This window comes from Streptomyces sp. NBC_01224, assembly GCF_036002945.1.
Classification (GTDB): domain Bacteria; phylum Actinomycetota; class Actinomycetes; order Streptomycetales; family Streptomycetaceae; genus Streptomyces.
Genome location: NZ_CP108529.1, coordinates 2,278,760 through 2,291,712, shown reverse-complemented (window position 1 = coordinate 2,291,712; position 12,953 = coordinate 2,278,760). Strand labels below are relative to the sequence as shown.

General features: G+C 70.4%; 6 protein-coding genes. 4 read left to right on the top strand and 2 right to left on the bottom strand.

Annotated features, from left to right (window positions below; translation table 11 throughout):
- The first annotated feature begins 225 nt into the window (after positions 1-225).
- The 3 genes from OG609_RS09640 (at position 226) to OG609_RS09630 (ending at position 10,106) form a co-directional block, all read left to right on the top strand.
- Positions 226-1,419, top strand: coding sequence for a serine/threonine-protein kinase (locus OG609_RS09640; RefSeq protein ID WP_442817959.1), 1,194 nt, complete (start codon positions 226-228; stop codon positions 1,417-1,419).
- A 106-nt stretch (positions 1,420-1,525) separates the two neighbouring features.
- Entirely contained in the window at positions 1,526-4,558 is a 3,033-nt protein-coding gene (locus OG609_RS09635; RefSeq protein WP_327272438.1) for an SNF2-related protein, read from the top strand.
- 1 nt (position 4,559) lies between these two features.
- Positions 4,560-10,106 carry a DNA methyltransferase gene (locus tag OG609_RS09630; protein ID WP_327272437.1) on the top strand — a complete coding sequence of 1,849 codons (5,547 nt, stop codon included), beginning with the start codon at positions 4,560-4,562 and terminating at the stop codon, positions 10,104-10,106.
- A 44-nt stretch (positions 10,107-10,150) separates the two neighbouring features.
- Here OG609_RS09630 and OG609_RS09625 read toward each other — a convergent pair whose 3' ends face one another.
- Together OG609_RS09625 and OG609_RS09620 are read right to left on the bottom strand one after the other, a co-directional pair.
- Entirely contained in the window at positions 10,151-10,336 is a 186-nt protein-coding gene (locus OG609_RS09625; protein ID WP_327272436.1) for a DUF397 domain-containing protein, read from the bottom strand.
- On the bottom strand, positions 10,333-11,220 hold the full coding sequence (locus tag OG609_RS09620) for a helix-turn-helix domain-containing protein (protein WP_442817958.1): 888 nt from the start codon (positions 11,218-11,220) through the stop codon (positions 10,333-10,335). Before OG609_RS09620 ends, OG609_RS09625 begins: the two co-directional genes overlap by 4 nt.
- 639 nt (positions 11,221-11,859) lie before the next feature.
- Between OG609_RS09620 and OG609_RS09615 the strand changes: the two genes are divergently transcribed.
- The gene (locus OG609_RS09615) at positions 11,860-12,909 is read left to right on the top strand and encodes a MarR family transcriptional regulator (RefSeq protein ID WP_327272435.1); all 1,050 of its coding nucleotides are present in this window, start codon (positions 11,860-11,862) and stop codon (positions 12,907-12,909) included.
- The last annotated feature ends 44 nt before the right edge of the window (positions 12,910-12,953 follow it).

The window sequence follows — 12,953 nt, the reverse complement described above, 5'->3', positions numbered from 1 at the left end:
GCCTGAGGCCACGCGGCTGGACATTCGCGATTGGTGCTGTGGTCCAGAGACGGCAGATGCATTCACCGCTCAAGTCGCGACCCCCGCCCGCTGCTCCCGTCGCGCGGGCACCCGCCCGAAGAGGCAGCACAGGGGAAGTGCGGGCTTGCATAGACTGACTCCGGTCCGGGTCTGCCCGCAGTCCAGAGCCGTGGTTGCAAGCCATACAGGGGGAGGCGTAGCGCCGTGGAACCACTTAGAGACAACGACCCGAAGTCGATCGGGGGCTTTGCGCTCGTTTGCCGGATCGGGGCCGGCGGTATGGGCCAAGTGTTTCTCGGTGAATCCGCGGCCGGTCATCAGGCCGCGGTGAAGGTCATCAAGGCCTCCGTGCTCGACGAGGACACCCGTGCCCGGTTCCTGTCCGAAGTGGACAGCATGCGCACCGTGTACGGGCCGTTCGTCGCGGGCTTCGTGGGCGCCGACGCGGCCGCGGAGCAGCCCTGGCTCGCCGTGGAATACGTCCCCGGCCCGGATCTGCGCACCTACGTCGCCGGGCACGGCCCCCTCCCTCTCGCCGAGACCGCCAGTCTCGGGGCGCTGCTGGCCGAGGGCCTCGGCACGGTCCACGATGCGGGACTGCTCCACCGTGACCTGAAACCGCAGAACATCCTGCTGTCCGAGTACGGTCCCAAAGTGATCGACTTCGGCCTCGCCGTGCTCGCCGAGCGTCGCACCATGCTGACGGCGACCGGCTTCGTCGTCGGCAGCGTGTTGTGCATGCCGCCGGAACAGGCCCGGGGCGAGCACCAGCTGGAGCGGTCGGCCGATGTCTACGCGCTGGGCGCGGTGCTGCTGTTCGCCGCGGCCGGACACTACCCGTACGAAGGGCCGACCTGGCAGGCCGTCGCGCTGAAGATCGAGGACCCCGCGACGCCGCCCGACCTGACCGGCCTGCCCCCGGAACTGGAGGGCCTGGTCACGGACATGCTGGCGCTGGACCCTGCGGCCCGGCCGACGCTGCCGCAGGTCATCGAGAGGCTCGTGCGGGTCATCCACGGTCTGGGCCTGACCGCCCTCCAGGCCAAGCGCCGGCTCGCCGGCCTGACCCCCGAGATCGTGGTGCCGCAACTGCCCCCACCCGCTTTCGACCCCGGCAGCGGCGACGCGGCCTACACACCCACCACCGTCGACGCGGCAGCGGCCGAGGACGACGAGGAGACCGGCGCACCGGCGACGGCCGGAGCCGAGCGGCCTGGCATCGGCACAGAGCCCGGCGAGGAACCCGAGGATGCTGTCCTCGCCGCACCGTCGGGGGCGGTTCCCGGGCCTGGCGGAACCCCGCCCCGAGGCCGTGCGGCCACTGCCGTCCGCCCCGCAGCGCCCCTGCGGATCGCCGAGCGGATCCGTGCCGCCTATGCCCGGGAGGCACGCTTCTGAGCTGTGACATCACCCCTCTCGGAAGCCCGGCCGGCCGGCCTTGCCCCACGTGACAGACTTGGCGTCGCAGGGCCGCACGACGCAGGCGACAACGGAGGGACGACGGGTGACCGACCACGGGGCGAAGCCGAGGGAGACCCGGTTCCCGCCGGGGGCGCAGATCCTTGTACGCGACGAGGAGTGGCTGGTCCGCAACACCGCCCCGACCGATCACGACGGTGAGCGGATCGACGCGGTCGGCGTCTCGGAGTTCGTCCGCGACGAGGAAGCCGTCTTCTTCAGCGGGATCGACCGCGTGGAGCTGCTCGACCCGGAGAAGACCCGCCTGGTCCCCGACACCTCCTCGTACTTCCGGCGCAGCCGCCTCTTCCTCGAAGCGATTCTGCGCAAGACGCCGCTGCCCCAGTCCGAGCGGGGACTGGCCCTCGCCGACCGCTTCCTGCTCGACCCGCTCGTCTACCAGCAACGCCCCGCCGAGCTCGCCCTGTCCATGCGCAACCTCCGGCCCCGGGTCCTGATCGCCGACGTCGTGGGCCTCGGCAAGACGCTCGAGATCGGCCTGACCCTCGCGGAGCTCATCCGCCGCGGCCGAGGCGAGCGCCTCCTGATCGTGACCCCGCAGAGCATCCTGGAACAGTTCCAGCACGAGCTGTGGACCCGCTTCTCGATCCCGCTCGTGCGGCTCGACTCCCTCGGCATCCAACGCATCCAGCGCGAGATCCCGGCCGGCCGGAACCCGTTCACGCACTACAAGCGCGTGATCATCTCCGTCGACACGCTCAAGAACATCGGCCAGTACCGGCACCACCTGGAGCGCATCCGCTGGGACGCCGTCGTCATCGACGAGTCGCACAACCTGATCAACCCCGGCAGTCAGCGGCGCGCCCTCGCCGAGATCCTCGCCCCGCGCACGGACGCCCTGCTGCTCGCCAGCGCCACCCCGCACAACGGTGACAAGCGCTCCTTCGCCGACCTGATCTCGCTCCTCGACCCGGCCGCCATCGCCGACCCCGACCACTACGACCCGGCCGAGGACCTCGGCCACCTCTACATCCGGCGGACCAAGATCAGTCCCGAGGTGCGGGACGAGATGGGCACCGAGTGGCCCGACCGCGGCCCCACCGTCTCCCTCCACTGCGGCGCCGGTGAGGCGGAGGAGCGGATCTTCGCCGAGCTCGCCGAGCACTGGCTCCCCGCCCCACAGGTAAGTACGGAGTTCGGCACGGCCGAGCAGGACCGCACCTCGGTCGCCACCGAGCAGCTCTTCGCCTACAACCTGCTCAAGACGTTCCTGTCCTCCCATGTCGCACTCGGTGAGACGGTCGACAACCGTGTCGCCACGCTCGGCGAGCGGATCCGCAAAGCCGGGGAGAAGGGGCTGCGGCCCGACCCGGCCATCGTCCCGGAGCAGGCTGCCCTGGCCCGGCTGCGGGAGATCGTCGCGGACATGGGCGACGGCACCGCACCCGGCGACTCCGCCAAACTCGACGCGCTCGTGGAGCAGTTGAAGGAAATCGGCGTGGGACCCCGGTCCGCGACCCGGGCCGTGGTCTTCTCCGAACGCGTCCGTACACTCACCTGGCTGGCCGAGGTCGTTCCGGCCCGCCTCGGCTTCCCGGTCGGGGCCGACGGCACGGCGAAGGCCGTCACCGTCATGCACGGCGGCCTCAGCGACGACGAGCAGGCCAAAGTCCTGGAGGCGTTCGGCCTGGCCGACAACGCGGTCCGGCTGCTGTTCACCGGCGACGTCGCCTCCGAGGGCGTCAACCTGCACCGCCAGTGCCACCACCTGATCCACTACGACATCCCGTGGTCGCTGATCCGCATCGAGCAGCGCAACGGCCGTATCGACCGGTACGGGCAGAAGCACGAGCCCCAGTTCCGAGCCCTGATCCTCACCTCCGCGATCCCCGGTGCCAAAGACGACCGAACGGTCGCCGAGAAGCTGCTCCTCCGGGAGGAGGAGGCGCACAAGCTGGACGGGACGGCCGAGGCCGTGTCCGGCCTTTACCGGGCCGAGGAGGAGGAGCGCCGGCTCATCAGGGAACTGGTCCGCGGCGGCACGGTCGAGGACTTCCTGGAGTCCGCCCCGGCCGAGGACACCGCCCTAGCCGACCTCTTCGGCCAGGTGGGCACGATCACCGAGCAGGAGCTGCCCGCACGCGCCGAGCTGATCTCCCTCTTCGAGGGGGACACGGCCGACTTCGTCGACACCGCTCTCGACGAGGTCTACGAGGACCGCGCCCAGGAGCTGATCGGCCTGGCGTCCGGCACCGACGCCAAGGGCGGCGCGTACTTCTCGCTCTCCCCGGCCCTGGCCCCCGATCTGCTGCACCGCCTCAAGGCGCTGCCGCCCTCCTACCTGAAGGAGCAGCGTGTCGCCGAGCGGATGCTGGTCACCTTCGACCGCGCCCTCGCGCAGCGCAAGCTCACGGAGGCCAGGGAGAGCAGCGGCACCATGTGGCCGGAGGTGTCCTTCCTCACCGACATCCACCCGGTGGTGGAGTGGCTGACGGACAAGGTCCTCGTCGAGTTCGGCAGGCAGGAGGCCCCGGTCATCACCACACCTCACGTCGAGGGGCCCGTGTTCCTCGTCCAGGGCATCCACTCCAACGCTCTCGGCCGCCCCACCGTGGTGCGGTGGATGGCCGTGACCGGGCTCGACGCCGACGGCACCGGGACACCCGAGGTGCGTCCCATGGCGGACGCGCTGCGCGACGCGAAGGTCGGCCCGAGGCTCGCCCGCACCGGCGGGCCGCGTGACCCGGACCGGCTCCAGGCCCTCGTGCCGGCCGCCGTCGCCGCGGCCCGCGCACACCTGGAGACGGGAAGGGCCGCCTGGGAGGAACAGATCAGCGAGCCGCTCGCCACCTACCGCGGCCATGTCGCCCAGTGGCGTACGGAGTCCCTGCTGCCCGGCATCACCGGCCGCCGCGAACGCCTCGTCGAGGAGACCGCCGACGAACTGGCCCGGCTGCTCGACCAGTTGCACACCACCGGCCGTCCGCTGCTGCGCGTCCTGGCCGTCCTCGACCGCCCCGGCGACCCGGACGCCCCCGGCGCCGGGAACGACGCGGACCTGACGGCCGAGTCGTTCACTTCCCACCCTCACCCGTCCGACGCCCAGGCGGAGAACTGACGTGACGTACGACTCGCTGGTCAACCAGGGCGACTACCTCTCGGCCCACTATCTCGCCGAAGTCCTCCCCAAGGATCTCAAAGCCAAGGACGGCCTCCTCGCCCGCTGGGCCGCCTTCGAGGAGGAGGAACGCCGCCGCCACGCCGACGCCGTCGCGGACGCCAAGCGCCAGGGCCTCGACCCCGCCTCCGTACCTCCGCGCGCCCGCACCCCCCGTGAGGGACTGCGCGCCCTGCGCGGCCCCTACTTCGCGGGCCGCGCCGCCCTCGCCGAGGACGCGGAAGCGCTCGCCGACCCCGATGCGCCCGAGCCCGAGGGCTGGCAGAAGCGGTGCACCGAAGTTCATCTGGACACCCTGCACGCCCTCGGCTACACCGCCGCCCACGAGCAGACTGTCACCGTCCACCGCGCCGACCACGAGTACACCGTCCAGGTCGCCCACGCGGAACCCGGCCTGTACGCCGTCTCCTGCGGCTGGACCACCGAGCCCGACGCCGCTCTCGACCCGGACGGCGCCGGCCGCCTGCTCCACCCCGTCGCCCTGGAGGCTTCGGCGATCCTCGTGGACGCCAAGGCCGTCACCGACTTCCTCTTCGCCTGCGACACACCTCCGCGCTATGTCCTGCTGCTCGTCGGCGGCGTCATCGTCCTCGCCGACCGCCTCGCCTGGCACGAGGGCCGCTACCTGGCCGCCGACCTCGACGCGGCGCTCAACCGCCGCGACGACCGCCACGGCGGCGAACTCGACACGGTGGCCGCGCTGTTCGGCGCCGACTCGCTGCGCGTCCCCACCGAGGGTGGCACCGCACCGCTCGCCGCCTTCCTCGACAAGTCCGGCAAGCACGCCGTCGGCGTCTCCACCGAACTGCGCGAGGGCCTGCGCCTGAGCGTCGAGTGGATCGCGGGCGAGGTCCTGGACCGCCTGCGCGAACCGGAGAACGGCATCACCCCGGCCGAACTCGACGACCCGGCCCGCCTGGCCAAGGAGCTCAGCCGCGAGGCGCTGCGCTACCTGTACCGGATCCTGTTCCTGCTGTACGCCGAGGCCAGCCCCGCGCTCGGCATCCTGCCCTCCGACTACCCGGAGTACGAGCGGGGGTACGGCCTCCAGCGCCTCGGCGACCTCGTCCTGCGCGACCTCGTCGGCGAGCGCTCCCGGCGCGGCTTCCACCTGTTCGAGTCGTTGGACCTGCTCTTCGACAAGGTCGAGAACGGCCACCGCCGCTACGGCACCGAGCCCGAGGACCTGACGGCCGAGGCCGCCGCCCGCGAGGCCGCCCGGGCCGAGCAGGAGGCGGCCGAACTCCTCGCCGCCGGCACGATCACCCAGGCCGAGCACACCGAACGCGTCCGCGAGGCCGACCGGGCCCGCCGCGCCGCCGCCCGCAGCACCAGCGCGGGACTGCGCTTCGAGGCCCTGCGCTCCGAGCTGTTCACCAAGGAGGCCGTCCGTCTCATCTCGGACGACCAGATCGAGAACCCGGCGTACCGGGGCGGCGAGGGCGAGCGCCGCCGCCCGTTCCTGGACACCCGGCTGCGCAACGAGACACTGCACAAGGTTCTGCGCCGCCTGATGCTCACGAAGGGCCGGGGCAGGGAGCGCGGCGGGTTCATCTCGTACGCCCAGCTCGGCATCAACCAGCTCGGCGCGGTGTACGAGGGCCTGATGTCGTACACCGGTTTCATCGCCGAGGAGGAGCTGTACGAAGTCGCCAAGGGCGGCGACCCCTCGGGCGGCAGCTGGATGATCCCCGCCTCCCGCGTCCAGGACTACCGGGACGAGGTCTTCGTCCAGCGGACCAACGCCGAGACCGGCCGCCCGGAGCGGGTGGTCCACCCGAAGGACACGTTCGTCTACCGCCTGGCCGGCCGCGACCGCCAGACCTCCGCCTCGTACTACACGCCGAAGTCATTGACCGAGGTCACGGTCGAACTGGCCCTCAAGCACCGCCTGGACCAGCACGACACCAGGACCCCGGCCAGGGAACTCCTGGAGTGGAAGATCTGCGAGCCGGCTCTCGGCTCGGGCGCGTTCCTCAACGAGGCGATCGACCAGGTGGCCGCCGAGTATCTGAGGCGGCGCGAACACGAGCTGGGGCGTCGCATCGACCCCGAGCTGCGCCAGATCGAGCTCCAGAAGGCCAAGGCGTACGTCGCCCTCCACAACGCCTACGGGGTCGACCTCAACGCCACGGCGGTGGAGCTGGCCGAGGTCTCGCTCTGGCTCAACTCCATGCACCCGGGCATGCGGGCCCCCTGGTTCGGCCTGCACCTGCGGCGCGGCAACTCGCTCATCGGCGCGGGCCGCAAGGTCTACGAGGCCGACGTCCTGACGGACGGCCAGTGGCTCGCGAAGAAGAACACCCTGCCGCCGACCGACCTGCCGTTCCGGGACGGCCCGCTGCCCGAGGGTGCGGTGCACCAGTTCCTGCTGCCCGCGATCGGCTGGGGCGCGGTCGCGGGCGAGGCGGAGGCGAAGAAGCTCGCGGAGGAAGCGGCGAAGGCGCTCGGCAGGTGGCGCAAGGGCGTGCAGAAGGCGCCGAAGGGGCCGAAGCCATTCCAGGAGCGCGGCGACGAGACCGACGAGGCACGGCAGAAGCGCTACGAACGGTGGCGCAGGGCGGCGGAGAAGACCGAGCTGGGCCGGCTGCAGGGCGTGGCCCGCCGCACCGAGTTCCTGTGGTCGTTGGTCGCCACCCGGCTGGAACTCTCCGAGCGGACGATCGCCCGCCGCATCGACGTGTGGGGCGCGGACTGGCTGGAGCAGTCCTCGGAGGCAGCGGACAAACAGAAGGTCCTCGACGACCTGACACGCCACGGTACGCCGTACTGGCGGCTGAAGACCGTGATGGACGCGTGGTGCGCGCTGTGGTTCTGGCCGCTGGACAAGACCGGCGAACTCGACGGCACGGATTCGGTGTACGGGACGGGCGGCGCGCTCGTCGACGAGTCGTCGGTTGCGGGGCTGATGCGCGGGGCGCGCCCGGCGGTGGCCGCCGAGGTGCCGGTGGAGCCGTCGGGCCCGGCGCCTGGGGACCAGCTGTGGCAGGCGACCGGGCTGTTCGACGACCCGGACGGCGAGCAGGAGGAGCTGGGCGCGGACGCGGGGCTGGCGACCGGGTCCAAGCGGGGCTCGTCGGGCCGCCGGGCTCAGGTCAAGGACCAGCGGCGCGCGTGCATCCCGTTGGTGACGTTCGCCGATTGGCTGGACTTCCTGGAGTCGGTCCTGGGCAAGGAGGACCTGCCCGAGGGGTCGTACCTGGCGGGCATCGATGACTTGGACCCGGACGATGCGCTGGAGCTGCTGAGCGATGTGGAGGACCGCCTGGAGGGCCTCCTCGGCATGGACACCCCGGCGCGGCTGCCGTTCCGCTTCCCGTGGCTGAGCACGGTCGAGGACATCGCCGGCACGACGGAGAAGGACATAAAGGCGGAGGACGGCCACGGCTTCTTCCACTGGGAGCTGCACTTCGCGCACGTGTTCCGGGGGGCGGGGGGCGGGTTCGACCTTCAGGTGGGGAACCCGCCTTGGGTGCAGCCAAGGTGGGAGGAGAACGCGATTCTCGCCGAGCACGAACCGTGGTTCATGCTCACCGAGAAGCCGACCAAGGCGGAACGGACGCGGCGACGTGACGAACTTCTGGCGTCGGAGCGCGTACGCGCGTATCTGCTTGCCGAGCTTGCGTCGACCAGCGGCATGGCAGAGATGCTGGGTTCCGGCCCGGTGTATCCCTTGCTCGTGGGAACCCAACCGGACCTGTACCGGGCGTTCATGTGCCAGACATGGCAGCACACGGCGAATAACGGCTCCGTGGGCCTGGTCCACCCGGACTCGCACTTCAGCGGGGACAGGGAAGGACGACTGCGTGAGGCTGCATACACAAGGCTGCGGGTCCACGGCGACTTTGTGAACGCGGGCAATCGGTTCTTCGCGCCACCGGTCGGCCGGTCCAGCCACTTCGGCGTGCACATCTACGGTCAGGTGGGCGAGGTCGGGTTCGACCACCTGTCGTGGCTTTTCTCCGTGGATGCCTTGCGCCGTTCGGCGGACGACGACGGCACGGCTCCCGACCCCGGGGTCCGCTACGGTGACAGCTGGGACGAACGCCCGCACCGCAAGCGGATCGTCCGGGTGGATGAGGCAACGCTTGCTCGGTGGCAGAAGTTGACCGGCGACGAGGCCCAGCCTGTCCGCCAGGCCCGGCTGCTGTCACCGGTGAGCACGGCGGAGGTGCAGGCGATCGAGGCGCTGGCGGACTATTCGCTGCGGCTTGCGGAGTACGAGCCGCAGATCAGCAGCGGCTACCACGAGAGCGGGGCCAAGGCGGCTGACCTCATCGACTACAACGCGCCGGATGACACAGGTGTGGTCCGGCGGCCAGCCGACTGGTCCGAGGTGATCCTCAAAGGTCCGCAGATCGGCCTTGCCAACCCCATGTTCAAGCAGCCGAGCCAGGGCGGCGGCGAGGTCCTGGGCCTCAATCCGATGACCCTGGCGGACGACGCCGTGCCCGAGTCCGAGTACGTCTACGTCGCGAAGCCCGAGGTGTACCGGGCCGCGCAGGACGTGTGGAGCGACGGCAGGACGCTGGAGCAGCTCAAGGCGTCCGAGCGCGAGGTGACACGGGCACGGAACGCCGCAGCAGGGCGCTTCGGGGTGGCACCGGCCGACGTTACGGACGAGCAGGTGGATGCGGAGCTCTTGCGGCGGCTGCGACGGCCGTACACGGAGTTCTACCGGATGGCGTGGCGCAAGATGATCGCGCCGGATACGGAGAGGGCGCTCTACACCGCCTTGTTGCCCACTGGGGCCGCGCACGTTGATGCCTTGCGCAGTGCGGCGCTGTCTGGCAACCGGAGCACTGCGCTGTTGGCTGGCTTCTGGGCGTCGCTTCCGGTGGACTATCTGCTACGCACGGTTCGAGTGAGGAACCTCGACGTGGCTACAGCGAGGCGGCTGCCTGCGCCGACCGCCGAACACCCGCTTGCCGCAGCTCTCTTGTTGCGTACATTGCGCCTGAACTGCCTAACTTCTGCCTACACGGAGTTGTGGGCGGAGCTATATGAGTCAACCTGGCCCGGCTACGAGCCCTGGGCTGTGGAGTGGCCAGGCATGCAGCCTCTCCATGATGTCGGTCCCACGTGGGAACGAGCGACTCCCCTCCGGAGCGAGCGAGCCCGCCGCGCCGCACTCGTAGAGATCGATGCCCTGGTCGCTGTCTGGCTTGGGGTGAGTGCTGACGCGCTCGCGGCCATGTACAAGTCCCGATTCCCGATCATGCAGGACTTCGACGCGGTCACTTGGTTCGATGCTGGTGAACGCAAGATCGCAGGTGACCGATACACGTACGGCTTCGGGCAGACCAAGGAGCAATACGACCATCTCCTCGCTTACAACAAAAGGGAGCGGTCAGAGCCTCCCGAGGGCTACACCGCGCCCTTCTACAAGGCCGACCGGGAGAAGGAGATGCGCGCAGCGCACACGTACTTCTCCGCACGGCTTCAGGAAGCCGTCGACACGGGGAAGTGGACGCCGCCTGCCCGGTGAACGGCAGCGCCCCGCGCCGGACGGTCCGGTGCGGGGCGTGAAGGTTAGCCCTGGGCTGCGTAGGAGACGAAGTCGTCCCATGCGGCGGGGGAGAGGGCGAGTTCCGGGCTCAGTTGGTCCTTGGAGTCGCGGACATGGATCGCCTGCATCCCCTTCGCCACCTCGATGCAGGCGTCACCCTGCGAGCCGCTGTAGCTGCTCTTGAACCAGGCCAGTTCGGACGTGCTCATAGCGCTCCTCGCAATCGCTTCAACAGGCCCAGGGAGTCTACGGGGGTCAGGGCCTGTGAGCGCAGTTTCGCATACCGCTGCTGGAGCAGACTGATCTCTTTCGCGTTGGCGATCAGCCGTCCGTTCTGCTGTCCCTCCGAGTAAGCGAACCACCGGTTCTCGGGAGTCTCGGCCAGCATGATCGGCCCGTCCATCCCCGCGTGCGACGGCTGCCGCAGCGGCATCACCTGAAACTCCACGTTCCAGTTGTGCTCAATCAACTCCAGCAGCCGGTCGAACTGTTCCCGGGTCACCGCCTCCCCGCCCGTCCACCGCTCCAGCACCGCCTGCTCCACGATGAAGCTGAACGCCGTCGGCGGCTTCCGAGTCACCGCCAGCAGCTCCTGCCGGGCCAGCCGCGCCGCGATCCGCTCCTCCAACTCGTCCGGGTCGGGCAACGGCGGCACGTCCAGCGACACGGCTCGCGCGTACGCCTCCGTCTGCAACAGGCCTGGCACCACCCGGCATTCGTACGTGTACAGGCTGATCGCCGTCGTCTCCACCCGCGCCCACTGGCGGAACCAACTCGCCAGCCCCGCCTGCCGCGTCAGATGTGGCGCCGCCTTCCGTAGCGCGCCGGTGTTCCCGAGCGCCGCCTCCGCGCGTTCCACGAAGTCGCGGTCCGGCATCCGTCGGCCCTGCTCGATCGAGGCGACCGTGTGCTTGGAGAAGCGCACCAGGTCGCCGAACTCCTCGCGGCTGAAGCCCGCGTGCTCCCGTAAGGCCTGGACGAACGCGCCGAACGTGCGCAGACTGTCCGACACCCCGGGCTCGGCGCCGGCTCCCGCGCCCGTTCCTCCCTCCGCCGCTCCCGCAGCGCTGTCGTCCGTGTTCTCGTAGGCCACCGTCGGCCACCTTTCGCGCGCACCCGCCCAGCCGTACCGCTTCTGACTCGGTTCCATCGTCACGCCGAGTGATGCGTACTGTCCACTCATTGTGCGCGTACGCTGACGCAGCGTACGCGCGGCGAAAGCGGTGCATCCTGGCGTTCGCCCCATGCGCGGGGCGCCCGACCGCCTGCCCCGGCCCCCCGCCCGCCGAAGAGGCGGCAGCTGTACTTCTGTTCAGGCGGAAGCACGCGGTGGCTCACTTCGACGGGGACGCCGCGCTTTGCGGGGACCCGGACGTCGGCCTCGGAACTCGCGTCCCGAGTCTTGGGGTTCGAGCACCGTGCACCGTCCTGTCACTCGTTCGGGGGTCCGGGAGAGGTGCGCGGCCCGACGCTTGAGCTCCGGCGTCCGAGGGTCGGGATCCGAGGTCCGGGATCCGAGCGGTGTTGTTCATCCAGGAGGTAGGTAGGGGGTTTTGGGGAAACCTTCCCACCCTCCCTACCCCGTCCCGGCCGGACAGTATGACTAATTGTGAGCAAGTTGCAGCGGAGGATAGCGGCTGCTTACGGTGCCCTCAACGAAACGACCCCGACGCGGTGTTAGCAGCACCGGCCGGGGTCTCACCCAAGATCGACACACTAGAAAGACGATCTCGTGGCTATTCAGCATCCTAACTCCGCGCTGCCCGCCCCCGCAGCCTCACGCCCGTACCGCAAGGCCCACACCGGCTACGGCAAGCAGTCCGTCCCCGGCCAAGGCCGGCCCGGCGGCGACGACTTCGCCTTCCTGCCGGAGCGTGAGCGGTATGTCGCCGGGTATGTCGACCACCTGCCCGACGGCGCCGCCATGGACATCAAGTCGCTGGCCAAAGACCTGCCCCTGTACGGCCAGATGGCCATCGGTACCGCCCTGCGCGCACTCGCCGTGGCTGGGCACCTGCGCCGCGTACGCTGCCGCGTCGAGAGCGGCGGTCAGCACCGGTGGGTGACGCTCACCTACTGGTCACGCGCCGCCCACGACAACGAGTGGTGGGCCGCCCGGCTCGCAGGTGGAGCTGCCACGCCGGAGCAGGTATCCGTACCCTCCGCCGAGCCGGGGCCCGAACCGGTCGTACCCCGGCAGCGCACCGCGGAGTCGCCCCCGGACCGGCCGCTGGAAGCAGGCACCACGGCGCCCCCTGGCCCGAACCCGCCGCTACCCCCGGCGCCGGAATACGAGCCGGTCGCAGCCGCCCCTTCGGCTGCTGCGGCTCCTTCCCCCGCGTACCTCGCTCTGGCCGAACTCGGGCGCCGCGAAACCCGCCTGGCGCTCTCCGCCGCCGACTGCGCCGCCCTGGAGCCACTTGCCGTCGCTTGGTTCGCGCGCGGTGTCAGCGCCGACTACCTGACTTCGGTGCTCACCGCCGGGCTTCCAGAGCGGATCGGATCACCCATCGGCCTGGTGCGCCGCCGCCTCACCGACAAGATGCCGCCCCAACTGCCCGTGGCACCGGCATCGGCACCGGCCGCTCCGACCCGCCAGGTGCTCATGGAGTGCACAGAATGCGGTGCACCCGGACAGCCTGAAGCTCTGCCCGACGGCCTCTGCCGTCCTTGTCGCACACAGGCAGCGAGCGCGACCCCGGCCGCCCCGGTCGAGCCGCCTGCCGAGCGCGACGTCCAAGCGCTGGTCAGCGGCCTCCGGGACCTGCTGCGAGGCCCCTGAGCTCAAGGCGTCGAGCGGGTGTCGGGCAACGGCATCCCGCTCTT

Bases quoted from the DNA above. Each gene is read 5' to 3' on its own strand.
- OG609_RS09625 (WP_327272436.1), bottom strand. From the start codon at position 10,336: ATGAGCACGTCCGAACTGGCCTGGTTCAAGAGCAGCTACAGCGGCTCG.